This window comes from Agromyces sp. NPDC058104, from assembly GCF_042884835.1.
GTDB lineage: Bacteria > Actinomycetota > Actinomycetes > Actinomycetales > Microbacteriaceae > Agromyces.
On record NZ_JBHVTD010000003.1, the window covers coordinates 447,600 to 473,131 of the forward strand.

Annotated in this window: 24 protein-coding genes; 5 read left to right on the plus strand and 19 right to left on the minus strand. The window is 71.3% G+C overall.

The annotated features are described in order from the left end of the window. Positions 1-2: 2 nt before the first annotated feature. The 7 genes from ACFVTH_RS15960 to ACFVTH_RS15990 form a co-directional block, all read right to left on the minus strand. A complete protein-coding gene (locus ACFVTH_RS15960; protein ID WP_387092949.1) occupies positions 3-917 on the minus strand; it encodes a shikimate dehydrogenase in 915 nt (304 codons plus the stop codon). Further along, positions 910-2,670, minus strand: a complete 1,761-nt coding sequence (gene mltG, locus ACFVTH_RS15965; protein ID WP_387092951.1) for an endolytic transglycosylase MltG — start codon at positions 2,668-2,670, stop codon at positions 910-912. Before mltG ends, ACFVTH_RS15960 begins: the two co-directional genes overlap by 8 nt. Beyond that, a complete protein-coding gene (gene ruvX, locus ACFVTH_RS15970; RefSeq protein ID WP_386941009.1) occupies positions 2,667-3,149 on the minus strand; it encodes a Holliday junction resolvase RuvX in 483 nt (160 codons plus the stop codon). Before ruvX ends, mltG begins: the two co-directional genes overlap by 4 nt. Positions 3,150-3,156: 7 nt before the next feature. Continuing rightward, a complete protein-coding gene (gene alaS, locus ACFVTH_RS15975) occupies positions 3,157-5,814 on the minus strand; it encodes an alanine--tRNA ligase (RefSeq protein WP_387092954.1) in 2,658 nt (885 codons plus the stop codon). Positions 5,815-5,870: 56 nt separating this feature from the next. Then, positions 5,871-6,071 carry a hypothetical protein gene (locus ACFVTH_RS15980; RefSeq protein WP_386941006.1) on the minus strand — a complete coding sequence of 67 codons (201 nt, stop codon included), beginning with the start codon at positions 6,069-6,071 and terminating at the stop codon, positions 5,871-5,873. A gap of 142 nt (positions 6,072-6,213) precedes the next feature. Beyond that, entirely contained in the window at positions 6,214-6,837 is a 624-nt protein-coding gene (gene rpsD, locus ACFVTH_RS15985; RefSeq protein WP_022887983.1) for a 30S ribosomal protein S4, read from the minus strand. A gap of 187 nt (positions 6,838-7,024) precedes the next feature. Further along, a complete protein-coding gene (locus ACFVTH_RS15990) occupies positions 7,025-8,455 on the minus strand; it encodes a replication-associated recombination protein A (RefSeq protein ID WP_387092957.1) in 1,431 nt (476 codons plus the stop codon). 123 nt (positions 8,456-8,578) lie between these two features. Between ACFVTH_RS15990 and ACFVTH_RS15995 the strand changes: the two genes are divergently transcribed. From ACFVTH_RS15995 to ACFVTH_RS16005, 3 genes are all read left to right on the plus strand, one after another. Further along, positions 8,579-9,358 (plus strand): peptidylprolyl isomerase, encoded by a 780-nt coding sequence (locus tag ACFVTH_RS15995; protein WP_387092960.1) that lies wholly within the window; start codon positions 8,579-8,581, stop codon positions 9,356-9,358. Positions 9,359-9,597: 239 nt separating this feature from the next. Continuing rightward, positions 9,598-10,830 carry a DUF349 domain-containing protein gene (locus tag ACFVTH_RS16000; protein WP_386941000.1) on the plus strand — a complete coding sequence of 411 codons (1,233 nt, stop codon included), beginning with the start codon at positions 9,598-9,600 and terminating at the stop codon, positions 10,828-10,830. Positions 10,831-10,927: 97 nt separating this feature from the next. Next, positions 10,928-11,518, plus strand: coding sequence for a hypothetical protein (locus ACFVTH_RS16005; RefSeq protein ID WP_387092963.1), 591 nt, complete (start codon positions 10,928-10,930; stop codon positions 11,516-11,518). Here ACFVTH_RS16005 and ACFVTH_RS16010 read toward each other — a convergent pair. From ACFVTH_RS16010 to pdxS, 12 genes are all read right to left on the minus strand, one after another. Then, positions 11,497-13,749: a bifunctional (p)ppGpp synthetase/guanosine-3',5'-bis(diphosphate) 3'-pyrophosphohydrolase gene (locus ACFVTH_RS16010; RefSeq protein ID WP_157424133.1), complete on the minus strand. Its 2,253-nt coding sequence runs from the start codon at positions 13,747-13,749 to the stop codon at positions 11,497-11,499. The genes ACFVTH_RS16005 and ACFVTH_RS16010 overlap by 22 nt on opposite strands. A 75-nt stretch (positions 13,750-13,824) precedes the next feature. Further along, entirely contained in the window at positions 13,825-14,844 is a 1,020-nt protein-coding gene (gene secF, locus ACFVTH_RS16015) for a protein translocase subunit SecF (protein WP_387092966.1), read from the minus strand. Next, a complete protein-coding gene (gene secD / locus ACFVTH_RS16020; RefSeq protein WP_387092969.1) occupies positions 14,844-16,583 on the minus strand; it encodes a protein translocase subunit SecD in 1,740 nt (579 codons plus the stop codon). The genes secF and secD overlap by 1 nt, the downstream gene beginning before the upstream one ends. Before the next feature lie 63 nt (positions 16,584-16,646). Beyond that, positions 16,647-17,039, minus strand: a complete 393-nt coding sequence (gene yajC, locus ACFVTH_RS16025) for a preprotein translocase subunit YajC (protein ID WP_387092971.1) — start codon at positions 17,037-17,039, stop codon at positions 16,647-16,649. Positions 17,040-17,109: 70 nt separating this feature from the next. After that, positions 17,110-18,150, minus strand: a complete 1,041-nt coding sequence (gene ruvB, locus ACFVTH_RS16030; protein WP_387092974.1) for a Holliday junction branch migration DNA helicase RuvB — start codon at positions 18,148-18,150, stop codon at positions 17,110-17,112. Then, positions 18,147-18,767, minus strand: coding sequence for a Holliday junction branch migration protein RuvA (ruvA, locus tag ACFVTH_RS16035; RefSeq protein ID WP_387092977.1), 621 nt, complete (start codon positions 18,765-18,767; stop codon positions 18,147-18,149). Before ruvA ends, ruvB begins: the two co-directional genes overlap by 4 nt. Then, on the minus strand, positions 18,764-19,393 hold the full coding sequence (gene ruvC / locus ACFVTH_RS16040) for a crossover junction endodeoxyribonuclease RuvC (protein ID WP_387092980.1): 630 nt from the start codon (positions 19,391-19,393) through the stop codon (positions 18,764-18,766). The genes ruvA and ruvC overlap by 4 nt, the downstream gene beginning before the upstream one ends. Before the next feature lie 10 nt (positions 19,394-19,403). Further along, the gene (locus tag ACFVTH_RS16045) at positions 19,404-20,159 is read right to left on the minus strand and encodes a YebC/PmpR family DNA-binding transcriptional regulator (RefSeq protein ID WP_376945508.1); all 756 of its coding nucleotides are present in this window, start codon (positions 20,157-20,159) and stop codon (positions 19,404-19,406) included. A 106-nt stretch (positions 20,160-20,265) separates the two neighbouring features. Next, positions 20,266-20,805 (minus strand): DUF1697 domain-containing protein, encoded by a 540-nt coding sequence (locus ACFVTH_RS16050; RefSeq protein ID WP_387092983.1) that lies wholly within the window; start codon positions 20,803-20,805, stop codon positions 20,266-20,268. A gap of 41 nt (positions 20,806-20,846) precedes the next feature. Further along, positions 20,847-21,560: a hemerythrin domain-containing protein gene (locus tag ACFVTH_RS16055; RefSeq protein WP_387092986.1), complete on the minus strand. Its 714-nt coding sequence runs from the start codon at positions 21,558-21,560 to the stop codon at positions 20,847-20,849. 102 nt (positions 21,561-21,662) lie between these two features. Then, positions 21,663-22,304 carry a pyridoxal 5'-phosphate synthase glutaminase subunit PdxT gene (gene pdxT, locus ACFVTH_RS16060; RefSeq protein ID WP_387092988.1) on the minus strand — a complete coding sequence of 214 codons (642 nt, stop codon included), beginning with the start codon at positions 22,302-22,304 and terminating at the stop codon, positions 21,663-21,665. Continuing rightward, entirely contained in the window at positions 22,301-23,191 is an 891-nt protein-coding gene (pdxS, locus tag ACFVTH_RS16065; RefSeq protein WP_387092990.1) for a pyridoxal 5'-phosphate synthase lyase subunit PdxS, read from the minus strand. Before pdxS ends, pdxT begins: the two co-directional genes overlap by 4 nt. 111 nt (positions 23,192-23,302) lie before the next feature. On the opposite strand from pdxS, the gene ACFVTH_RS16070 reads away from it, so the two are divergent. Beyond that, positions 23,303-24,643 (plus strand): aminotransferase class I/II-fold pyridoxal phosphate-dependent enzyme, encoded by a 1,341-nt coding sequence (locus ACFVTH_RS16070; RefSeq protein WP_387092992.1) that lies wholly within the window; start codon positions 23,303-23,305, stop codon positions 24,641-24,643. Further along, on the plus strand, positions 24,640-25,491 hold the full coding sequence (pdxY, locus tag ACFVTH_RS16075) for a pyridoxal kinase PdxY (RefSeq protein ID WP_387092995.1): 852 nt from the start codon (positions 24,640-24,642) through the stop codon (positions 25,489-25,491). The genes ACFVTH_RS16070 and pdxY overlap by 4 nt, the downstream gene beginning before the upstream one ends. Positions 25,492-25,532: the final 41 nt, after the last annotated feature.

Here is a 25,532-nt window from a genome sequence, read left to right on the forward strand (position 1 = left end):
CGTCAGGCGACCGACTCGCGCATGACGGCGAGCACGTCATCCTCGTCGGGCAGCTCCGAGAAGGGGTCGCCGTTCACGAAGATGCGGATCTGCAGCAGCGCCTGGTGCAGCAGCATTCCGAGGCCGTGCACGACCGTGCCGTCGGCGTCGAGCCAGGACCGGCCGAGGGCGCTCGGCCATGGGTCGTAGGCGACGTCGAGGAGGGGGGCGTGCGCCACGAGCGCGGCCGAGGGCGCGACGCCGAGATCGACGCCGCCGGGGACGGTGCTGATGACGAGGTCGGCGGCGGCTTCGTGGCGGCGACCCTCGGGCGCCACTGCGGCGTCGGCGTCGGCGTCGGCGTCGGCGTCGGCGAGCGAGGCGATCGGATGCTCCGTGACGACGAGTCCGGCGCGATGCCCGAGCGCTTCGAGCTCGGCGGCGGCGCCGGGCCTGCGCACGAGGACCCGCACCTCCTCGGCCCCGAGTTCGGCCATCGCGACGAGGGCCGACGCGGCGGTCGCCCCGGCGCCGATGAGCGCGCCGCGACGGATCGTCGTGATCTCGGCCTCCGCGAGCGTGCGCACGATGCCGCCGACATCGGTGTTGAAGCCGAGGCGGCGCCCGCCGTCGAGGAGCACGGTGTTCGCGGCACCGGTCAGCGCGGCGAGCTCGTCGACCTCGTCGAGCAGGGGCAGCACGTCCTGCTTGAGCGGCATCGTCAGCGAGAGGCCCCGCCACCCGGCATCCAGCCCGTCGACGAACGCCGGGAGGCGGTCCCCGGTCATCTCGATCGCGGAGTACCTCCAGTCGAGGCCGAGCCGCGCGTACGCGGCGCGGTGCAGCGACGGGCTCTTGGAGTGCGAGATGGGCGAGCCGAGCACCGCGAGGCGGGCCGACGGCGCGGCCCCCGGCATCGCGGACGGCGACTCAGCCATACTCGGGGTGCTCCTCCATCCAGGCGAGCCACTTCGCGACCGCGGCGTCGTGCTCCTCGACGGTCGACGAGAAGATCGTCTCGCCCGTGTCGAGGTTCCAGGTGACGAAGAACAGCCACGGGCCGTCGGCGGGGTGCAGCGCCGCGTCGATCGCGAGGTCGCCCGGGTTCGAGATGGGCCCGACCGGCAGCCCCGGGTGCACGTAGGTGTTGTAGCGGTTCGACGCGTCGGCGCGCTCGGCGTCGGTCGTCGTCACGAGATGCGTGTTGCCGGTGCCGTAGGCGACGGTCGCGTCGGACTGCAGCAGCCCGCTCTCCCACTTCGCCGGGTCGAGCCGGTTGAGGAACACCCGCGACACCTTGTAGAAGTCGTCCTTGAGACCGGCCTCGCGCTGGACGAGGGCCGCGAGCACGATCGTCTTCCACCGGTCCTCGGGAGCGACCCCCGCTTCGTCGAGCGCCTGGAACTGGCGGTCGACGAGGGTCTGCAGGACGGCGTGCGCGTCGAGGTTCGGGTCAAGCGTGTACGTCGCCGGGAACAGGAAGCCCTCGAGGCTCGTCGCCTCGGGCGGGAGGCCGTAGCTCGCGGGCGGCTCGGCCGCGGCCGCCTGCAACTCCTCGAGCGGGATGCCCGTGCCCTCCGAGATGGGCGTGAGGGCATCGACGGTCGCGGTGCCCTCGGGGATGACGAAGGTGTTCTCGAGCTTGTTCGCCGGGTCGAGGAGCGCATCGAGCGCGGCCTGCGCACTCATCTGCTCGGCGAGCTGATAGGCACCCGGGTAGAACACGGGCGAGGGGTCCGCCTCGGCCACCGCCTCGATGAAGGCGTCGGTCGAGGCCACGACGTCGGCGTCGACGAGGTTCGACGCGATCGACTCCCCGGTGTCGCCCTCGTGGATCATGAAGACGAGCTCGCCGGTGCCGGCGCCCTCGTAGTCGGCGGCGGGTTGGAACCGCTCGATCACGGCGTTGATCGGCCCCTGCAGGAAGAAGAAGGCGCCGGCGCCGAGGGCCGCGACGACGAGCAGGCCGATGAGGCAGCCCCATGCGCCGCGACGGCGCGGCTTCTCGTCGGGGTGCTGGTCGTAGGGGTCGGATGCCGCGGCCCGGCGCTCGGCGCGCGAGGGCTTGCGCCGCCCGAGCTCGTCCGCCATCGGGTCGACCGACTGGTGCGGGTCGCCGAGGAGGTCGGCGAACGGGGATGCGGACGTCGGCTGCGGAGGTTCCGACCCCGGCTCGGCGGCCGGACGCGGCACGATGGGCGGGGCCTCGCCGGCGAGATGCGCGTCGAAGGCGGAGCGCGGCTGCGCCGGCGCCGGGGCAGCCGGCGCCGGATGCTGCGCACCGGCGAGCTCCTCGAACGACGGCCCCGTCTGCGGCCGCCGCAAGGGCTGCAACTGCTGCAGCGGCTCCTGCTGCGGCTGCACCGGCGCGGCCGGATGCGGGGAGGGAGACGTGCCGGCCGCAGCCGCGGCCGCAGCGCTCTCGGCCTCGGCTTGCGCGGCGGCGCGCTGCTCGGCCTCACGGATCTCGCGGCGCGTCATGGGCTGCGCAGCAGCGGGAGCGGGACTCGCCCCGGTCGACGGAGCGTGACCGCGGGCCGGGGTCGCCCCGGTCGACGGTGCGGGAGCCGGAGTCGCCCCGGTCGACGGCGCGGGGATCGACCCCGTCGTCGGTGCGTCGGTGCCGAGCAACGCCCGCCAGTCGGCGGCGAGGGCGTCGGCGTCGGAGCGCTCTGGGGGGAGCTGGGTCACAAGGGTGAGGGCCCTTCGTCGAGGTCGAGCACGCGCCCGGGTGCGTGGCCGGCGGCCCGCTCGGCGTCGATCGCGTGTTGCAGAATGATAACGGCTGCGACTTGGTCGACGATGGGACGCTGCTTCTTCGAGGACTTGCCGCTCGCGCGCAGCGCCTGCTGGGCGCTGACGGTCGAGAGTCGCTCGTCGACGAGCCGCACCGGCAGGCCGCCACCCGAACGGCCGAGGCGCTCGGCGAACTCGAGCGCGTCATCGGTCGAGGGCGTCGACCCGCCCGAGAGCGAGAGCGGCAGCCCGACGACGAACTCGATCGCCTCGTACTCCCCCGCGAGCTCGACGATGCGACGCACGTCGGCGTCGCCGTCGGCCGCGCGGGCGACCGTCTCGATCGGCACGGCGAGCAGCCCGCCCGCATCGCACCGCGAGACGCCGATGCGCGCGCGACCGACGTCGATGCCGAGCCTCGCTCCGGAGCGCATGGCGCGACTACCCGCCGAGACCGCGGCGCACGGCCTCGAGCGCGGCGGGGATCGCCGCGACGTCGGTGCCGCCGCCCTGGGCGAGGTCGGGCTTGCCGCCGCCGCCGCCGCCCAGCACGCCGGCCGCGGTCTTCGCCAGGGCCCCGGCGTTCGCGCCGTGGTCGCGCGCCGCGGGCGAGGTCGCCACGATCGCGAGCGGCTTGCCGCCGACCTCGCCGGCGAGTGCCACGACGCTCGCCGCGTCGCCCAGCTGGCCGCGAACGGAGAGGGCGAGCGACCGCAGTTCGTCGCCTGAGCCGAGCTGCCCCACCGACTCGGCCACGAGAAGCACCTCGCCGACCCGACCGGCCTTCGACGCGAGGGCGGGCACGCGGTCGTTCAGTGCCTTCGCCTCGAAGGCCTGGATCTTCTTCTCGGCGCTCTTCAGGTTCGCGACGAGTTCGCCGACGCGGTCGACGAGCTGCTCGGGGCGGGTCTTCAGCGAGGAGGTGAGCTCGTTCACGAGCGCACGCTCGGCGGCGAAGCGGCGGAACGCCTCGAGGCCGACGAGCGACTCGACACGACGGTTCGACGCGCCCACGGAGGATTCTCCGACGATGTTGATCATGCCGATCTCGGCGCTCGTCGACACGTGCGTGCCGGCGCAGAGCTCGCGCGACCAGGGGCCGCCGATGTCGACGACGCGCACGACGTCGCCGTACTTCTCGCCGAAGAGCGCCATCGCGCCGAGCGACTTCGCCTCGTCGAGCGGCATCTCGCGGGTGACGACCTGGAGGTTGTCGCGTACCGCGCTGTTCGAGATCTCCTCGAGCTCGCTGCGGGTCTCGGCCGACAGCGCCGAGTTCCAGCCGTAGTCGAGGCGCAGGTAGCCGGCCTTGTTGAACGAGCCGGACTGGTGGGCGTTCGGGCCGAGCACCTGGCGCAGCGCGGCGTGCACGATGTGCGTGCCCGAATGCGCCTGGGTCGCCCCGCGGCGGTAGTCCTCGTCGACGAGGCTCGTCGCCCGCTCGCCCACGCCGACCTCGCCCGAGGTCACCTTGACCGTGTGGCTGATGAGCCCCTTCACGGGCTTCTGCACGTCGAGCACCTCGAGCTCGAAGCCGTCGCCAACGATGCGCCCCTGGTCGGGCGCCTGTCCGCCGGATTCGGCGTAGAGCGCGGTCTCGGCGAGGATGACCTCGGCCGTCTGACCGGCGACCGCACGCTGCGCGGGCCGGCCGTCGACGAGGAGGCCGAGCACGCTCGACTCGGTCGCGAGCTCGGTGTACCCGGTGAAGACGGTCTCGCCCTTCGCGCGGAAGTCGGCGTACACCGAGAGGTCGGCGAGCACCTTCTTCTTCGACTTCGCGTCGGCCTTCGCCCGGGTGCGCTGCGCGGTCATGAGCTCGTCGAACGCGGTGCGGTCCACGGCGAGGCCCGCCTCCTCCGCCATCTCGAGCGTCAGCTCGATCGGGAAGCCGTAGGTGTCGTGCAGCAGGAACGCCGTGTCGCCCGCGAGCTCCTCGCGCCCGGCGTCCTTCGTCTTCGCGACCGCGAGGTCGAGGATGGAGGTGCCGGCCGAGAGCGTGCGGAGGAAGGTCTCCTCCTCGCCGAGTGCGAGCTGCTCGATGTGCGCGTAGTCGCGCGCGACCTCGGGGTACGCCGCCTTCATCGCGTCGCGCGACGCCGCGAACAGCTCGCGGAACGTCGGACCCTCCACGCCGAGCAGGCGCATCGCGCGGATGCTGCGACGGAGGAGCCTGCGGAGGATGTACCCGCGGCCCTCGTTCGACGGGCTCACCCCGTCGCTCATGAGCATGAGCGCGGAGCGGACGTGGTCGGCGATGACGCGCATGCGCACGTCGTCCTCGTGGTCGGCGCCGTAGCGGCGGCCCGAGATCTCGGCGGCGCGGTCGAGCACCGGGCGCACCTGGTCGATCTCGTACATGTTGTCGACGCCCTGCTTGAGGAACGCGACGCGCTCGAGGCCCATGCCGGTGTCGATGTTCTTCTTCGGCAGCTCCTTCACGACCGTGAAGTCGGTCTTCGACTTCACGTCGGTGATGAGGTACTGCATGAACACGAGGTTCCAGATCTCGACGTAGCGGTCGTCGTCGGTCGCAGGGCCGCCGTCGATGCCGTAGGCGGGGCCGCGGTCGAAGAAGATCTCGGAGCAGGGGCCCGCGGGGCCCGGCTGCCCGGTGTGCCAGTAGTTCGTCTCCTTGCCGAGCCGTTGGATGCGCTCGTCGGGCAGGCCCGCGACGCGCTTCCAGATCTCGATCGCCTCATCGTCGTCCTCGTAGACGGTGACCCAGAGGTCGTCGGGCGCGAAGCCGTAGCCGCCGGCCGACTCGGCCGAGGTCAGCAGCTCCCACGCCATCGAGATGGCGCCCTCCTTGAAGTAGTCGCCGAAGGAGAAGTTGCCGTTCATCTGGAAGAACGTGCCGTGGCGCGGCGTCTTGCCGACCTCTTCGATGTCGTTGGTGCGGATGCACTTCTGCACGCTCGTGGCCCGCGGGTACGGGGCGGGCACGATGCCGGTGAGGTACGGCACGAAGGGCACCATGCCGGCCACGGTGAAGAGCAGCGTCGGGTCGTCGGAGACGAGCGAGGCCGAGGGGACGACGGTGTGACCGCGGTCGGCGAAGAAGTCGAGCCAACGCTGGCGGATGTCGGCAGTCTGCATGGTTCCGTTCTGGGGTCGAGCCCGGTGCGACCGGGCCGGAGGTGAAGGGTGAGGGCTCAGCGAGCGGCCGAGGCGTCGCCGTCGGCGCGCAGTTCGGCGTCGCGGGCGTGATAGCCCTCGGCGATGGCGTTGCCGAACTCGCGCGCCTTCGCGTCGATCGACGAGAAGAAGTCGCGACCCTGCTTGGTCTGGTTGACCTGGTGCGCGACCACGAAACCGGCCGCGACGCCGACGGTGAACCACAGAATGCTCTTCACGTGTGCTCCCTCTTCGATCTCTCACCGGCGCGATGGCGCCCGGCACGCCTCGAATCAGTCTAGTGGCGAGGTGACGGCCCTCGCCCGGAGACGCAACAGGGGCCGCGGGAAACCCCGCGACCCCTGTTCGAGACGACTCGCGTCAGCGAGCGGCGTAGTACTCGACGACGAGCTGGACGTCGCAGGTCACGGGGACCTCGGCGCGCTTCGGGCGACGCACGAGACGCGCCTGGAGCTTGTCGAGCTCGACCTCGAGGTAGCCCGGAACCTTGGGGAGCACGTCGACGTGACCGCCGGCCGCGGCGACCTGGAAGGGCTCGGTGCCCTCGCTGCGCGACTTGACGTGCACGAGCTGGCCCGGCTTCACGCGGAACGAGGGGCGGTCGACGAGCTGGCCGTCGACGAGGATGTGGCGGTGCACGACGAACTGGCGGGCCTGCGTGATGGTGCGGGCGAAGCCGGCGCGGAGCACGAGGGCGTCGAGACGCATCTCGAGCAGCTCGACGAGGTTCTCACCGGTCTGGCCGGCGGTGCGCTTGGCCTCGACGTAGGCGATCTTCAGCTGCTTCTCGCGGATGCCGTACTGGGCGCGGAGACGCTGCTTCTCGCGCAGACGCACGGCGTAGTCGCTGTCCTGCTTGCGCTTGGTGCGGCCGTGCTCACCGGGAGCGTAGGGGCGCTTCTCCATGTAGCGGGCGGCCTTCGGGGTGAGGGCGACGCCGAGCGCGCGGGAGAGGCGGGTCTTGCTGCGTGACTGGTTCGACACGAATGTCCTTTCGGAAGAATCTCAAGTGAATCGCCGGCGCGATCGTGCGCCGGAAATCTGTGTCAGAGGGATTCGCCAGGGGTGGATCGGCTACAGATCGCACCCGCTCGCCGGTGACCCTCTCGCAGCCGCGCTCGAGGATCTGGCTTCAGGCCAGCGTCAATCGTACCACGACGGGCATGGCCGCTCAGCGGCCGCCCCGGACGATCCGGCGGAGCTTCGCGAGCCTCGCCGAGACCTCGCGCTCGTTGCCGTGCTCGGTGGGCTCGTAGTAGACCGCCCCGCGGAGCGTGTCGGGCAGGTACTCCTGGGCGACCACGCCGATCGCGTCGTCGTGGGGGTAGCGGTAGCCCTTGCCGTGCCCGAGCCGCTTCGCGCCGGGGTAGTGCGCGTCGCGGAGGTGCTTCGGCACGCGCCCCGCCTTGCCGGCGCGCACGTCGGCGATGGCCTTGTCGATGCCGAGGTACGCCGCGTTCGACTTCGGTGCGGTCGCGAGGTGCACGACGGCCTGGGCGAGCGGGATGCGCCCCTCGGGCATGCCGATGAACTGCACGGCGTCGGCCGCGGCCACGGCCACGCCGAGCGCCTGCGGGTCGGCGAGCCCGATGTCCTCCGACGCGAGCACGATGATGCGACGGGCGATGAAGCGCGGGTCCTCGCCGGCCTCGATCATGCGCGCGAGGTAGTGCAGGGCGGCGTCGACGTCGCTGCCGCGCACCGACTTGATGAAAGCGCTGATGACGTCGTAGTGCTCGTCGCCGTTGCGGTCGTACCTGAGCAGCGCGCGGTCGACCGCCCGCGCGACGATGTCGGCGGTGATGAGGGGTGGCGCGGATGCCCCGGCGTCGCCGTCGGACTCCGGCTCCCCCGCTTCGTCGTCGCCCGAGGCGTCACCGTCTGGCGCGGCGTCGGCGGCCCCGTCGGCCGGCTCGACCGGCATCGCCGCAGCCGAGACCGCTGCGGCCTCGAGCGCGGTCAGCGCACGCCGCGCATCGCCCGAGGCGAGGCGAACGATCGCCGCCCGCGCCTCGGGATCGAGCGTCACCCTGCCCGCGAGGCCCCGGGCGTCGGCGACGGCACGGTCGACGAGCACACCGAGGTCGTCGTCGCTCAGCAGCTCGAGCGTGAGGAGGAGTGAACGCGACAGCAGCGGTGAGATCACCGAGAACGACGGGTTCTCGGTCGTCGCGGCGACCAGGATCACCCAGCCGTTCTCGACCCCGGGCAGCAACGCGTCCTGCTGGGCCTTCGTGAAGCGGTGGATCTCGTCGAGGAAGAGCACCGTGGAGAGCCCGTACAGATCGCGGCTGGCGCGGGCCTCCTCCATCACCTGACGCACGTCGCGCACGCCGGCGGTCACGGCGGAGAGCTCAACGAACTTGCGGCCCGACGAGCGCGCGATCGCCTGGGCCAGTGTCGTCTTACCTGTGCCGGGCGGCCCCCAGAGGATCACCGACACCGACCCGGACTCACCCGATCGGTCGCCCGCGAGGGCGACGAGCGGCGAGCCCGGGGTCAGCAGGTGACGCTGCCCGGCGACCTCGTCGAGACTCGTCGGACGCATGCGCACCGCGAGCGGCGTCGCGCCCGAGCGCAGCCCCGGACCGGATTCCACCATGGATTCAAGCGTAGTCGCGGCATCCGACACCGATTCTCCGTGGAGCGCTCCCGGTGCGGCGATTGGTGCGGTCACGCGGGCTTAAGTAGAGTCGGCTCGCAGGATTCCGGAGAAGGAGCAGGCGTGGCATCGAACGACCGACAGGCGCGCGAAGAGCGCGCGCGCCTGCGCACCTACCAGGCACGGCAAGAGGTCCACGCCGGCAAGCAGCGGCGACGCAGTCGCGACAACCTGATCGCGGTCCTCGCGCTGGTGGTCGTGCTGGCCCTCGCGGTCGGCGCGCAGCTGTTCTTCTTCAGCGGCGGCCCCGGCGCCCCCGAGCCGACTGCGAGCGAGACCCCGTCGCCCACCGAGGCGGCGGGCGAGAACGACGGCGAGGTGCCGAGCCCAGACCTCGCCGAGGGGCGCACCTGGACGGGCACGCTGACCCTCAACGACATCCCGCTCGGCATCGAGCTCGACGGCGCCGCAGCGCCGCAGGCGGTCTCGAGCGAGATCAGCCTGATCCAGTCGGGCTTCTACGACGGCGTGGCCTGCCACCGCCTCACCAAGGACACGATCTGGGTGCTGCAGTGCGGCGACCCCGACGGCGACGGCTCGGGCGGCCCCGGCTACAGCTACGGCCCCATCGAGAACGCCCCGGCCGACGGCGTCTACCCGGCGGGCACGATCGCCATGGCCCGTGTGCCCAACGACGCCAGCAGCCAGGGCAGCCAGTTCTTCATCGTCTACGAGGACACGACGCTCCCGGCCGACAGCGCGGGCGGCTACACCGTCATCGGCACCGTCACGAGCGGGCTCGACGAGCTGCGGGCGGGCATCACCGACGCCGGCGCCGAGGGCGGCGTCAGCGACGGCGCACCCGCCGTGCCCACGACGATCACCGGCTTCACGATCGAGTGATCACGGCACCGCCGCCGGGCGGTGCAATAGGCTGGACAGCACACGCCGCCGATGGCGGCACCCGACCTACGACGCGGCGGCGCAGCCCGCGACCGCCGCCAATTAGGCTGGACCGCAAGATCGCCGCCGATGGCGGCACCCGACCTACGACGCGGCGGCGCAGCCCGTGACCGCCGCCAATAGGCTTGACCGCAACATCGCCGCCGCCCGCGGCGTCCGACCTACGACAGGGTGAGGCCGTGACCGAATCAGATCAGCAACCGTGGGGCCGCGTCGACGAGACGGGCACCGTCTTCGTTCGCACGAGCGACGGCGAGCGGGAGGTCGGTCAGTACCCCGACGCAACCCCTGAAGAGGCACTCGCCTACTTCGAGCGCAAGTACGCCGACCTCGCGGGCCAGGTCGGCCTGCTCGAGCAGCGCGTGCGCCGCGGCGCCCCCGCGGCCGACGTCGCGAAGGCCGTCTCGACGCTCACCGAGTCGGTCGCCGGCGCGCACGCGGTCGGCGACCTCGAGTCGCTCTCCCGCCGCCTCGAGGCGCTGTCGGGCACCACGAAGGAGCTCACCGAGCAGCAGCAGGCCGAGGCGAAGGCGGCGCTCGCCGGCGCCATCGCCGAGCGCACCGCCATCGTCGAGCAGGCCGAGGCGCTCGCCGCGCAGGACCCGGCGAAGACGCAGTGGAAGCAGGCGACCGCCGAGCTCGACGCCCTCTTCGCGAGCTGGCAGCGCCACCAGCAGGACGGCCCCCGCCTGCCGAAGAACGAGGCGAACGAGCTGTGGAAGCGGTTCCGCGCCGCGCGCTCGACGATCGAGCAGCACCGCAAGGCGTTCTTCGCCGAGCTCGACGCCGCACACCGCGACGTACGCACCCGCAAGCAGCGCCTCATCGAGCGCGCCGAGGCGCTCGCCCCGCGCGGCGCCGACGCGGTCGGCGACTACCGCAGCCTCCTCGATGAGTGGAAGCAGGCCGGCCGTGCCGGCAAGAAGCTCGACGACCAGCTGTGGGCGAAGTTCAAGGCCGCCGGCGACGTGCTCTTCAACGCGAAGGCCGAGATCGACGCGAAGGACGACGAAGAGTACCGGGCCAACCTCGAGGAGAAGCTCGCGCTGCTCACGGAGGCCGAGGCGCTCCTGACCGAGACCGACGCCAAGAAGGCGCGCTCCGAGCTGAACCGCGTCCAGCGCAAGTGGGACGAGATCGGCAAGGTGCCCCGCGACCAGGTGCGCGCGGTCGAGGACCGGCTCCGCAAGGTCGAGAACCACGTCCGCTCCCTCGAGGACGAGCGCTGGCAGCGCGAGGACCCGGAGAAGAAGGCGCGCTCCGAGGGCATGCTCGGCCAGCTCAACGACGCGATCGAGAAACTCGAGGCCGAGGTCGCGGCCGCCGAGGCCGCCGGCGACGCGAAGGCCGCCGCCGCCGCGCGCGAGGCCCTCGACGCCCGTCGTGCCTGGCTCAAGGCCGTCGGCGGCTGACCCGCCGACTGCTCCGAACCGCTCCGAGGGAGGCGGGATTCTCCACAGGATCCCGCCTCCTTCGTCATTCGCCCATCGGATGCTCCAGCATGGGCGCATGGCACGACTCCCCCGGGTGCTCGGCACCGACGACCTTCCGCTCGCCGAGCTCTGCGCCGCACGCATCGACGGCGAGCTGTTCGTGATCGACGAGGGCTGGGCTCCCGTCGACGAACCCGATCTTCCGGCCTTCCGCGCCGAAGCGGTGGCGCTCCGCGTGCCGCGCCGTCTCATCATCGAGCGGCTCTCGGCGGCGTGGGTGCACGGCGCGATCGACGCACCGCCCCGAACTGCGCAGTTCTGCGTCCCGCTGCACGAACGCGTGGCGGTGGTCACCGGTCCGGGCACCTGCGTGCGCGAAGTCGTCATCGACGCCGGCGACGTGCTCGCACTCGGGAGTGCGCGCTGCACCACGCCGGCGCGCACCGCGGTCGACGTCCTGCGCGACCCGGGGCTCGACGACGGAGTCGCCGAGCTCGCCGTCGCGCGACTCGTCGAGGCGCACGCGGGCGTTGCCGAACTGGTGCGGGCGCGGATCGCGACGGCGCACCGGCTGCCGCACCTCGCGCTGGCCCGCAGGCGATTCGCACGGGCAGAGGGGGTCGACCGTGTCGGAGCACTCCCGGGTCAGCCGTCGCTGACGCGGTAGACGTCGTAGACGGCGTCGATCCGGCGAACCGCGTTGAGCACGCGGTCGAGGTGCGTCGTGTCGCCCATCTCGAAGACGAAACGGCTGAGCGCGAGGCGGTCGGTCGAGGTCGAGACGTTCGCCGAGAGGATGTTGACGTGGTGCTCGGAGAGCACGCGCGTCACGTCCGAGAGGAGTCCGGCCCGGTCGAGCGCCTCGATCTGGATCTGCACGAGGAACACGCTCTTCGAGCTCGGCGCCCACTCGACGTCGATCATGCGCTCGGGTTCGCGGAGGAGCGACTGGACGTTGTGGCAGTTCGCCTGGTGCACCGACACGCCGGCGCCACGGGTCACGAAGCCGACGATCTCGTCGCCGGGTACCGGGGTGCAGCAGCGTGCGAGCTTCACGAGGATGTCGGGCGCTCCGCGCACGAGCACCCCCGACTCGGCGTGCCGGGGCAACGGGCGGGTGCGCACCGGCAGCGGCAGGTCGGGCTCGTCGACGTCGTCGACGTCGCGCACGAGCGCGACCACCTTCTCGAGCACGGATTGCGTCGAGACATGCCCCTCGCCGACCGCGGCGTAGAGCGAGGACACATCGTCGTAGCGCAGCAGCGCCGCGACCTCGGCGAACGACTCCTGGCTCATGAGCTTCTGCAGCGGCAGGTTCTGCTTGCGCATCGCGCGGGCGATCGAGTCGCGCCCCTGCTCGATCGCCTCGTCGCGGCGTTCCTTCGTGAACCACTGGCGGATCTTGTTGCGCGCGCGGGGGCTCTTGACGAAGTTGAGCCAGTCCTTGCTCGGGCCCGAGTCGGGGTTCTTCGAAGTGAAGACCTCGACGACGTCGCCGCTCGACAACTCGCTCTCGAGCGGCACGAGCCGGCCGTTCACCTTGGCGCCCATCGTGCGATGGCCGACCTCGGTGTGAACGGCATAGGCGAAGTCGACCGGCGTCGCACCGGCGGGCAGCCCGATGACCCGTCCCTTCGGCGTGAAGACGTAGACCTCCTTCGCGCCGATCTCGAAGCGGAGGGAGTCGAGGAACTCGCCCGGGTCGGCGGTCTCGGCCTGCCAGTCGGAGATGTGGGCGAGCCAGGCCATGTCGGTCTCGCTCTGCATCGCCGGGCCGCCCGACGACTTGCCGGTCGTCTGCTCCTTGTACTTCCAGTGTGCGGCGACACCGTACTCGGCCCGCTGGTGCATGTCATGCGTGCGGATCTGGAGCTCGACGGCGCGGCCCTTCGGCCCGAGGACGGTCGTGTGCAGCGACTGGTAGAGGTTGAACTTCGGCGTGGCGATGTAGTCCTTGAAGCGGCCGGGCAGCGGCGTCCACCTGGCGTGGATCGCGCCGAGCACGGCGTAGCAGTCGCGGACCGAGTTGACGAGCACGCGGATGCCGACGAGGTCGTAGATCTCGTCGAAGTCGCGGCCCCTGACGATCATCTTCTGGTAGATCGAGTAGTACTGCTTCGGCCGGCCGACGACCTTGCCGCGGATCTTCGCCGCCTTGAGGTCGTCGTTGACCAGGTCGATGACGTTCTGGACGAACTCCTCGCGCTGCGGGGTGCGCTGCTTGACGAGGCTCTCGATCTCGGCGTAGAGCTTCGGATAGAGCACCGCGAAGGAGAGGTCCTCGAGCTCCCACTTGATCGCCTGGATGCCGAGCCGATGCGCGAGCGGCGCGTAGATCTCGAGCGTCTCAGTCGCCTTCCGGCTCGCCGACGCGGCGGGCACGAAGCCCCAGGTGCGCGCGTTGTGCAGGCGGTCGGCGAGCTTGATGATGAGCACCCGGATGTCCTTCGACATCGCGACGATCATCTTGCGGACGGTCTCGGCCTGGGTCGAGTCGCCGTACTTGACCTTGTCGAGCTTCGTGACGCCGTCGACGAGCATCGCGATCTCGTCGCCGAAGTCGGCCCGCACCTCATCGAGGGTGTACGCGGTGTCTTCGACCGTGTCGTGCAGCAGGGCGGCGGCGACCGTCTTCGAGCCGATGCCGAGGTCGGCGAGGATCTGCGCGACCGCGATCGGATGCGTGATGTACGGCTCGCCGCTCTTGCGCTTCTGGCCCTCGTGCGCACGGTCCGCGACCGTGTAGGCACGCTCGACGAGCGCGAGGTCGGCCTTCGGGTGATGCATCCGCACCGTCCGCAGCAGCGTGTCGACCGCACCCGATGGCTGGGCCTTCGAGAAGATCCGCGGCACCAGGCGGCGCAGCGAAGCGGTTGAGTTGACCCCGGTCTCCGTCACGCCTCACCTCCAGAACTCAATTATCACCGCTCCGGAGGGTGAGGCGTGCACGGCGAAGCACGCCGGGGGCGAACGTCATGCGGTCGGCAGGGCCTCAGCCGAGGTCGAGGCGCCGCCGGCGCGCTCACGCTCCTTCAGGACCTTGAGGTCGTGGCGATGGATCGCGGGCTCCCGTTCGCGCAGCTGCGAATACAGCGGCGCGGCGAGGAACACGGTCGACCACGTGCCCACGAGGATGCCGATGAGCAGTGCCAGCGAGATGTCGCGGAGCGTGTCGGCACCGAGCACCCCGGCGCCGATGAAGAGGATCGCCGCGACCGGCAGGGCCGCGACCACGCTGGTGTTGATGGACCGGACGAGGGTCTGGTTCACCGCGAGGTTCACCGACTCCGCGAACGTCCGACGGGACTGCTCGCCGTCCTCGGCGGTGTTCTCGCGGATCTTGTCGAAGACCACGACGGTGTCGTACAGCGAGTAGCTGAGGATCGTGAGGATACCGATCATCGCGGCGGGGCTGATCTCAAAGCCGACGGCGGCGTAGATGCCGGTGGTGACCACGAGGTCGACCATGAGCGCGATGATCGCGGCGGCCGACATCTTCCAGGTGCGGAAGTAGAGCGCCATGATGACGGCGGCGAGCAGCACGAAGGCGATCAGGCCGACCACGGCCTGGCGGGTGACGTCGGCACCCCAGCTCGGGCCGATGAACGAGCTCGTCACCTCGGACTCGGGCACGTCGTACGCCTCGGCGAGTGCCGAGGTCACCTCGTGCGACTCGTCCTGCGAGAGCTGGTCGGTCTGCACGCGCACGCCGGTGCCGCCGACGATGGTGACCTTCGTGGTCGCCTCGGGCACCACCGACTCGACGGCCTCGATCGCGGGCTCGGCGGTGGCGTTCTCGACGTCGGAGATCTGGAACTGCGATCCGCCGCGGAACTCGATGCTGAAGTTCACCCCGGTGAAGAGGGGAACGACCACCGAGAGCAGCACGAACACGCCGATGATCGCGTACCACTTCTTGCGGCCGCCGACGAAGTTGAACGAGCGCTTGCCGGTGTAGAGGTCATTGCCGAAGGTGGTCAGACGGTTCGCCATCAGGACTCCTTCCCTTCGTTCGAGGTATCGCCGGCACCGACCGCCGCGGCCTTGCGCTCGGCGATCGTCTGACGCCGCTGCGCCTCCTTGGCGCTCGAGGCCGCCTTCTTGCCCGCCACCTCGGCGGTGGGCTTGCGGAACTCGGCACGGCCGCGGTAGACGGCACCGAGCGCGTTCGGGTCGAGACCCGACCAGGGGTTGCCGCTGGAGAAGAACCGTGTCTGCGCGAGCAGTTGTAGCATCGGGTGGGTGAACAGGATCACGACGATGACGTCGATGATCGTGGTGATTCCGAGCGTGTAGGCGAAGCCCTTGACGCTGCCGACCGCGAGGATGAACAGCACGATCGCGGCGAGGAGGTTGACGCCCTTCGAGGCGAGGATCGTGCGGAACGCTCGCTTCCATCCGGCCTCGACGGCGCCGACCAGCGGCCGGCCGTCTCGGAGTTCGTCTCGGACTCGCTCGAAGTACACGATGAACGAGTCGGCGGTGAAGCCGATCGCCACGATGAGGCCGGCGATGCCCGCGAGCGAGAGTCGGTAGCCCTCGCGCCACGACAGGATCGTGATCGTGAGGTACGTGATGATCGCCGCGATGACGAGCGAGGCGATCGTCACCGAACCGAGCGCCCGGTACTGGAACAGCGTGTAGATCACGACCAGGATGAGGCCGATGAGGCCGGCGAGCAGGCCCGACTGGAGCTGCGAGGTGCCGAGCGTCGGCGAGATGGTCTCGGTCGACTGCACCGTGAAGCTGATGGGGAGCGCGCCGAACTTCAGCTGGTCGGCGAGGGCCTTCGAGCTCTCCTGCGTGAAGTTGCCGGTGATCTGCGGGCGCCCGTCGGTGATCGCCCCGTTCATGGCGGGGGCGGTGAGCACCGCGCCGTCGAGCACGAACGCGAACTGATCGCGGGGCGTCTGGCCCTGGAGGCCGAACAGTCGGGTCGAGACCTTCGCGAAGTCCTCGGTGCCCTCGTCGTCGAAGACGATGTTGACGGCCCACTGGCCCGTGGAGGCGCCGGTCTGGGTCTGGACCATGCCGTTGGTGGCGTCGACGATGTTCTCGCCGCTCGCCTCGACCGGGCCCAGGAGGTACTTCGCCGTGCGGCTCACGTCGCAGGTGACGAGCGGCTCGTCGGCCGGGGCGACCTCGGTGGTCTCGTCCATCTGCGCGCAGTCGTACGAGTCGAACTCGGCCTGGAGCGCCGGCGTGACCCATGCCGGGTCGCTGCCGTCGGTCGGCACCGCGGTCGGCGTCGACTCGAGCTCCTCTTCGGGTGCGTCGCTCGGCGACGGGCTCGCACTCGGCTCGATCGTCTGGTTCGTGGCCGCATCGGCGAGCAGGACCGCCCGCAGCTCGAGCTTCGCCGACTGCTCGATGCGCGCGCGGGTCTGGTCGTCGAGCTCACCGGGAATCCGGACGACGACGTTGTCGCCCTCGGTGTTGATCTCGGCCTCGGCCACGCCGGAGGCGTCGACGCGCTGGCGGATGATCGCCACCGCCTGGTCGAGCTGCTCCTGCGAGACGTCGGCGCCCGACTCGACCTTCGGCGCGAGGATGATCTGCGTGCCGCCCTCGAGGTCGAGGGCGAGCTTCGGGGTCCAGGAGCCTTCGCCCCAGATCACCCCCGCCGCGTTGATACCGAACAGGAGCGCGATGATGACACCCAGCCAGGTGAGGGAACGCCATGCCTTGCGGACGGGCGTCGGCCGGGATGACCGCTTCGATGGTGCAGCCACGTGTTCTGCTTTCTCTGCAGGAGCCCGCGCAGCATCGCGCGGGCCGAGCCTCGGGGGTGAGTCTTAGTCGTCCGACTTCTTGGTGTCGGGCGTCTCGTCGGTGGTCGGGGCGTCGTCGGCGGCGTCGGAGACGCGCTCACCGAACTCGGGCTCGCCCTCGACGGCCGTCGGCGCCTCGTCGGAGCCCTCGACGGGCTCGACCACGCGCGCGATCGTCTGACGGTGCACGGTCAGGATCGTGCCGGGCGAGGTCTCGAGGAGCACCTGGTTCTCCTCCTCGTCCATCGAGAGGATGGTGCCGAAGACGCCGAAGTTGGTCATGACCTTCGCGCCCACCTGGACCTTCGACTGCAGTTCACGAGCCTCGGCCTGACGCTTGCGCGAGTTGCGGAACATGAAGAAGATCAGCACCGCGAGCACGGCGAGCATGATGAGAGTGAACGGGTCGAACGTCATGAGGGAGAAGTACCTTCCGGTGTGCGCGGGCGCACGAAGTCAGTGGCGTTGAGGGACGAGCCTCAATGGATTATAGGTCATCGATCGGAAGCGCCGCTGCCGCGTCGGGAGCGGCCTCGGCGAGACCGAAATGCCGCCACGCTGCGGGCGTCGCGACCCGCCCGCGCGGGGTGCGCGTGACGAGTCCGATGCGCACGAGGAAGGGTTCGACGACCGCCTCGATCGTCTCGGCCTCCTCGCCGACGGAGACGGCGAGCGTGTTGAGCCCGACCGGGCCGCCGCCGAACCGGGTGAGGATCGTCTCCATCACGGCCCGGTCGAGCCGGTCGAGGCCGAGCGCGTCGACGTCGTAGAGCTCGAGCGCCGCGCGCACGGCATCGAGGTCGGCGCGGCCGGAATGCACGAGCGCGTAGTCGCGCACGCGTCGCAGCAGCCGGTTGGCGATGCGCGGAGTGCCGCGGCAGCGGCCCGCGATCTCGGCCAGTGCGGCCCGGTCGGTGTCGAGGCCGAGCATCGCCGCCGCCCGCACGAGCACTTGCTCGAGCTCGGACTCGGCGTAGAACTCGAGGTGGGCGGTGAAGCCGAAGCGATCGCGCAGCGGGTTGGGCAGCAGACCCGCGCGCGTCGTCGCGCCGACGAGGGTGAAGGGCGCGAGATCGAGCGGCACCGAGGTCGCGCCGGCGCCCTTGCCGACCATGATGTCGATGCGGAAGTCCTCCATGGCGAGATACAGCATCTCCTCCGCTGAGCGCGCCATGCGGTGGATCTCGTCGATGAAGAGCACCTCGCCGGGCACGAGCGAGGAGAGGATCGCGGCGAGATCGCCCGCGTGCTGGATCGCCGGCCCGCTCGACATGCGAAGCGGACGCCCGCCCTCGTGGGCGACGATCATCGCGAGCGTGGTCTTGCCGAGGCCGGGCGGGCCGGCCAGCAGGATGTGGTCGGGCGTGCGCTGCTGGATGGCGGCCGCGGTCAGAAGGAGCTGCAGCTGGCCGCGCACGCGCGTCTGCCCCACGAACTCTCCGAGGCTGCGGGGGCGCAGCGCACCTTCGAACGCGAGCTCGGCCTCGGAGGCGAGTTCGGGGTCGGTCAGGTCGTCGGCGCCGTTCACCGGCCCCTCCCGCCCTGCTGGGCGGGCCCGAGCCGGGCCAGCGTCAGGCGCAGCATCGTCGGCACGGAGGCCGACTCGACCTCGCTCGCCCCGGCGAGCGTCTCGTCGAGCGCCTCGGCGGCGACCCGCTCGGTCCACCCGAGACCCGTGAGCGCCGCGAGCACGCTGTCGGCGACGCCGCCCGAGGCGATGGGCGTCGCGGTGCTGCGCGCCGCCGGCGGCGCGAGCTTGCCGGTGAGGGACACGGTGATGAGCTTCGCCGTCTTCGGGCCGATGCCGCTGACCTTGCGGAACACGGCGTCGTCCTCGGTGTGCACGGCCTCGGCGACCTGCTCGGGCGAGAGCGACGACAGCACGCCGAGCGCCGACTTGGGGCCGACCCCGGTGACCCCGATCAGGAGCTCGAAGACCTCGAGCTCGTCGCGGGTCGCGAAGCCGAAGATCGTGAGCGAGTCTTCACGCACGATCAGCGAGGTGTGCACCGCGAGCTCGTGGCCCTCACGGCTCGCGAGCACGAGCGCCGGGGTGGTGTTGACCTGGAAGCCGACGCCGCCGACGTCGATGACGAGCGAACTGCCGGCTGCGGCGAGGACGCGCCCGCGGAGGGAGGAGATCACTCCTTCAGCCTACGGGCCGCCCCCGACACCGCCGCGGAGCGCTCCGCGGCGAGCCATGCGCGTTGCGCCGGCGTCAGCCCCGAGGCATCCGTCGACGGTGCCGCGCCGGACGCCCCACTGACCGCGGCCTCGCGGATCGCGGCCCCGGCGACCCCGCCGGTGCGCCATGCGTGGCAGATCGCGAGCGCCAGCGCGTCAGCGGCGTCGGCGGGCTTCGGCACCGACTCGAGCCCGAGGATGCGAGCGACCATCGCGCCGACCTGCTTCTTGTCGGCGCGACCGTACCCGGTGATGGCGGCCTTCACCTCGGAGGGCGTGTGCAGCGCGACCGGCAGCTCGCGTCGAGCGGCGACGAGCATCGCGACGCCCGAGATCTGCGCCGTGCCCATGATCGTCGACACGTCCGAGCGCGCGAACACGCGCTCGAGGGCGACCGCCTGCGGGCGGTGCTCGTCGAAGATCGCCTCGAGCCCGTCGGCGATCCTGGCGAGCCGCCGCTCGATCGGCGCATCGGTCGGCGATCGCAGCACGACGACGTCGACGAGCTTCGCCGTGCGGTTCGGCGAGACGTCGACGACGCCGACGCCGCAGCGGGTGAGCCCGGGGTCGATGCCGAGCACCCGCACGGCGATCGGCCTACTCCGCCTCGAGCTCGGCCTGCACCTCGGGGGTGAGGTCGAAGTTGCTGTAGACGTTCTGCACGTCGTCGCTGTCTTCGAGGGCGTCGATGAGGCGGAACACCTTGCGCGCCGTCTCGGCGTCGATCTCGACCTTGAGGTTCGGCACGAACTCGATGTCGGCCGACTCGTAGTCGAGGCCGGCCTCTTGGAGCGCCTTGCGGACTTCGACCATGTCGGAGGGGTCGGTGATGACCTCGAAGCCCTGGGCGTGCGGCTCGATCTCCTCGGCGCCGGCCTCGAGCGCCGCCATCATGACGTCGTCTTCGGTGGTGCCCTCGCCCGAGACGACGATGACGCCCTTGCGGGTGAAGTTGTAGGCCACCGAGCCCGGGTCGGCGAGCGTGCCGCCGTTGCGGTTCAGGCCCGTGCGCACCTCGGCGGCCGCGCGGTTCTTGTTGTCGGTCAGCACCTCGACCATGAGGGCGACGCCCGAGGGGCCGTACGCCTCGTAGGTGATGCTCAGGTACTCGACGGCCTCGCCGCCGATGCCGGCGCCGCGCTTGATCGCGCGATCGATGTTGTCGTTCGGCACCGAGGTCTTCTTGGCCTTCTGCACCGCGTCGTACAGCGTCGGGTTGCCGTTCAGGTCGGCACCGCCGAGCTTGGCCGCGACCTCGATGTTCTTGATGAGCTTCGCGAACGACTTCGCGCGGCGCGCGTCGATGACGGCCTTCTTGTGCTTGGTCGTCGCCCACTTGGAATGCCCGGACATGACTCTCCTGTATCCGCTTCTCGACGGGTCCGCCCGCCGAGAGCCCATTCTAGACGAGCGCGGCGCGCGCGCTCGGGTGGCGGCGGGATGTCTCGCGCCCCGGCCGCTAGCCGAGCACCTTGTGCAGCGTGCGCAGGTTGCGGTTCGTGGTGGTCGGCTTGTAGCGCGCCTTCGCGAGGAGCTTCGCGAACGGCGTGTCGACCGTCGTGCCCTTGACCGGATTCCAGTACACGACGCCGTCGCCGCGCACCACCGGGTCGACCGACGCGTCGAGCCCGAGCTCCCCTGCTGCGGCGACGAGCTCGTCGAGCACCTCGCTCGACGAGCCGAAGATCACCCACGGCTGACGTGACCCGTCGTCGGCGTCGAACGGGAACGCGGCGACCGCGCGCTCGAGCTCGCGGCGGGTGACGAGCACGATCCACGCCTCGTAGCCGAACCGCTCGCCGAGCGCCCGCTCGATGCGCGACTTCAGCGCCGGCGCGTCGGCCGTGCGGTCGTCGCTCGCGAACACGACGTTGCCGCTCGCGAGCACCGTGCGCACGCCGTCGAGGCCGAGCTCCCGGAAGAGCGCGGCGAGCTCGGCGGAGCGCACGGTGATGCCGCCCACGTTGACCCCGCGCAGCAGGGCGATCCACTCGGTCATGAGCGGAGCGTAGCGCGGCCCGGCGACACGCGGGCCAGGATTCAGACGAGGGCCGGCATCCCCTCGGGGAAGAGGGCGCGATGCCAGGCGGTGTACTTCCGGCGCATGAGCAGCGCCCAGAGCAGCCGGACCGGCGCAGGCAGGTTCGCGCGGAGCCACTCCTCACGCTCGCCCTCGGGCACCGCGTCGATCATGAGCCCGAGCTGCACCGGCATCGCCTCCTTCGGCAGCGCCCCTCGGCCGTGCTCGCCGAGCTCCTCCCACTCGGCCTGGCTGAGCACGCGTGCCGCGACGGGCACGATGTCGGCCTCCTCGCGTCCGAGGTGCACGCCGAGCGTCGTGCCGACGTCGTCGAGCGCTGCCGCCAGCCGCTCCCCCGTCGCCGGGTCGGCCGTCGTCCGCCACTCGGCGAGGAGCCCGTCGGCGACGTCGAGCAGCTCGGACACCCGCGCATGCTGGGCCTTCATCACGTCGACGTGCATCGCACAGCCGGGCTCGCGCCGTTCGAGACGGTCCCAGAGCAGCTCGTCCTCGCCCTCGTGGTGCACATGCAGGCCCCGGTCGACGAGCTCGACGGCGTTGCCGACGGTCGTCGCGCGTTCGAGGTCGCCCGCGGGCACGGCCCGCACGAGTCGCGGCAGCTCGCGGTACCCCCAGCGGAAGATGCGGTGGATGATGAAGATGTCGCTGGTGTCGCATCCGGTCTCGTCGACGACGCGGTCGTCGCCGCCGGTGCTCGGCAGTCGTCTGGTCATCCCGCGACGGTAGGTCCGCCGCGTGGCGGCGGAATCGGTGCTCGCACTGAGCGGGCGCCCCCACTTCGCGGGGCGGAGGGGCCGCCCCGGACCGGGCCCCGCTCAGGCGCGGGCGCGCACCTTCGAGAGGAAGTACTGGTGGAACCGGTGCTCGCCCGTGATCTCGGGGTGGAAGCTCGTGCCGAGCAGGTTGCCCTGCTCGACGGCGACGACGCGGCCGTCGGCGAGTCGCGCGAGCGGCGTCGCGGCGGGGCCGACCGATTCGACCACCGGCCCGCGGATGAACACGGCGCGCACCGGCACGACGCCGAACGCGGGCACCTCGAGCTCGGTCTCGAACGACTGGTTCTGCGAGCCGAAGGCGTTGCGTCGCACGACGACGTCGAGACCGCCGAGCGACTGCTGCCCGTCGATCGCGTCAAGCAGCGTGTCGGCGAGCATGATCAGGCCGGCGCAGGTGCCGTACACCGGGAGGCCGTCGGCGATCGCCTGGCGCAGCGGGCCCGCGAGGCCGAAGGTGCGTGAGAGCTTGTCGATCACGCTCGACTCGCCGCCGGGGATCACCAGCCCGTCGACGGCGGCGAGCTCCTCGGGCCGGCGCACGAGCGAGACGTCCGCGCCGAGCGAGGCGAGCACCCGGGCGTGCTCGCGGAAGTCGCCCTGGAGGGCGAGCACGCCGACGCGGGGGCCGGCCGCGGCCGACTCCCCCGCGCCGACGGACTCCTCGCGGAGTGTCGTCGTCACCAGCCGCGCTCGGCGAGCCGGTGCGGTGCCGCGAGGTCGGCGACGTTGATGCCGACCATGGCCTCGCCGAGGCCGCGCGAGACATCGGCGATGACCGAGGGGTCGTCGTAGAAGGTGGTCGCCTTGACGACGGCCGCGGCGCGCGCCTCGGGGTTGCCCGACTTGAAGATGCCCGAGCCCACGAACACGCCGTCGGCGCCGAGCTGCATCATCATCGCGGCGTCCGCCGGAGTGGCCACGCCGCCCGCGACGAAGAGCACGACGGGGAGCTTGCCGGTCTCGGCGACCTCGAGCACGAGCTCGTACGGGGCCTGCAGCTCCTTCGCGGCGACGTAGAGCTCGTCGCGCGTCATCGACTTCAGGTGGTTGATCTCGGACGAGATCTTGCGGATGTGCTTCGTCGCCTCGGAGACGTCGCCGGTGCCGGCCTCGCCCTTCGAGCGGATCATCGCCGCGCCCTCGTTGATGCGGCGGAGGGCCTCGCCGAGGTTCGTGGCACCGCAGACGAAGGGCGTGTTGAAGCCCCACTTGTCGATGTGGTTGACGTAGTCGGCGGGCGAGAGCACCTCGGACTCGTCGATGTAGTCGACGTCGAGCGCCTCGAGCACCTGCGCCTCGACGAAGTGGCCGATGCGGGCCTTCGCCATGACGGGGATCGAGACCTCGGCCTTGATCGCGTCGATGAGGTCGGGATCGCTCATGCGGGCGACGCCGCCCTGCGAGCGGATGTCGGCCGGAACGCGCTCGAGCGCCATGACGGCGACGGCGCCGGCGTCCTCGGCGATGCGAGCCTGCTCGGGGGTGACGACGTCCATGATGACGCCGCCCTTCAGCATCTCGGCGAGGCCGCGCTTCACGCGGTTGGAGCCCGTCTCGGATACGGTCACAGGGGAATCCTTTCGGCGGTGCGCTGGGACGTGCGCGCAACTTGCAGACAAAGGGAGAGTTTGTCCTAGGCCAAAAGATAGCATGGCCTGAGACATGGAGAAGGGCGAACTGTGATCACCGACATCGAGGGGCGCTCGGCGGCCGAGATCGCCGAGAGCCTGCGCACCCTCATCGAGCGCGGCGAGCTGCGCCCCGGCGACGCGCTGCCCCCCGTCCGTGCGCTCGCCGAGCAGCTCGGCGTCAACCGCAACACCGCCGTCTCGGCGTACCGGCAGCTGACCAACGCCGGCGTCGTCGTCACACTGGGCCGCGGCGGCACCCGCGTCGCCGGCGCCGCGCCCGTCGCTCAGGAGGGCTTCGCCGCCGACACGGCGCTCAGGGACCTCGGCACCGGGAACCCCGACGCCGCGTTCATCCCCGACCCGTCCGGCGTCCTGCCCGGGATCGCCCGGCGGCCCGTGCTCTACGGCGAGCCCGTCATCGACCCCGATCTCGAACGCTCGGCGCTCGCATGGATGGGCGCCGACCTGCCCGACGGCACGGCCCTGCGGCTCACGGTGACGAGCGGAGCAGCCGACGCCGTCGAACGCCTGCTCGCCCAGGCGCTCACCCGTGACGACGCCGTCGCCCTGGAGGACCCGTGCTTCCTCACGAGCATCCACACGGTGCGCGTCGCGGGCTACCGCCCGGTACCCGTGCCTGTCGACGAGGAGGGCATGACCGTCGAGGGACTCCGGGCCGCACTCGAGCAGGGCGTGCGCGCCGTGATCTGCACCCCGCGCGCCCAGAACCCGACGGGCGCGAGCCTCACGGCCCGCCGGGCCGCGGCACTGCGGGCCGTGCTCGCGGAGCACCCCTACGTGCTCGTCATCGAGGACGACCACTACTCGCTCCTCTCGCAGCAGCCGCATCACACGCTCATCAGCGCCGACCACCGGCGCTGGGCGCTCGTCCGCTCCGTCTCGAAGTTCCTCGGGCCCGACATGTGCCTCGCGGTGACGGCCTCCGACCCCGAGACCGCCGACCGTCTCGCGATGCGCCTCACGCCCGGCACGACCTGGGTGAGCCACCTGCTGCAGCGCCTCGTGCACGCCCTCGCGACCGACCCCGACGTCGCCGCGCGCATCCGCGCGGCGGGCGAGCACTACGCGGCGCGCAACGCCGCCTTCGCCGCGCTGCTCACCGCAGAGGGCCTGCCCACCACCCCCGGCGACGGACTCAACGTCTGGGTCCCGCTCGCCGCACCCGCACGCTCGGTCTCCGAGCAGCTCATGCGACGCGGCTGGCTCGTGCGACCGGGCGACGAGTTCGCACTCGGCGACCACGGGGCATCCGAGCGCCTGCGCCTCACCGTGCACGAGCTCGACGACGACGAGCAACGGCGGCTGGCCGCCGACCTCGGCGCCTCGGTGCGCGCCGTGCGCGAGCGAAGTGCGATGATCGACCGGTGAAGATTCTCTCCATCCAGTCGGCGGTGGCGTACGGCCACGTCGGCAACTCCGCCGCCGTCTTCCCCCTGCAGCGCATCGGCGTCGAGGTGCTGCCCGTGTACACGGTCAACTTCTCGAACCACACGGGCTACGGCGCGTGGCGCGGGCCGCTCATCGCCCCCGACGACGTGCGCGAGGTCATCGCCGGCATCGAGGACCGCGGAGTCCTCGGGCAGATCGACGTGGTGCTCTCGGGCTACCAGGGCGGCGAGGGCATCGCCGACGTGATCCTCGAGGCCGTCGCGAAGGTGAAGGCCGCGAACCCGAGCTCGATCTACGCGTGCGACCCGGTCATGGGCAATGCGAAGTCCGGATGCTTCGTGGCCCCCGCCATTCCCGTCCTGCTGCGCGAGCGCGTGGTGCCCGCCGCCGACCTCATCACGCCGAACCAGTTCGAGCTCGGCTACCTGACCGGCACCGAGCCCGACACGCTCGAGTCGACGCTCGCCTCGGTCGACCTCGCCCGCGCCGGCGGCCCGGGCACGGTGCTCGTCACGAGCGTCGAACGCCCCGACCGCGAGGACGGCACGATCGAGATGCTCGCCGTCGACGAGCGCGGCGCCTGGATCGTGCAGACCCCGCGCCTGCCGATGAAGGCGAACGGCTCCGGGGATGTCACGGCCGCCCTCTTCACCGCGCACTACCGTCGCACCGGCGACGCGGCCGAGGCGCTCGCGCGCACCACCTCGAGCGTGTTCGACCTGCTCACCCGCACCCACGAGTCGGGCGAGCGCGAGCTGCAGCTCGTCGAGTCGCAGGAGTTCTACGCCCACCCCCGCATGCAGTTCGAGGTGCGCCAGGTGCGCTGACCGCGCCCCCGCCGACGACGAAGGGGGCGTCGCGAGATCGG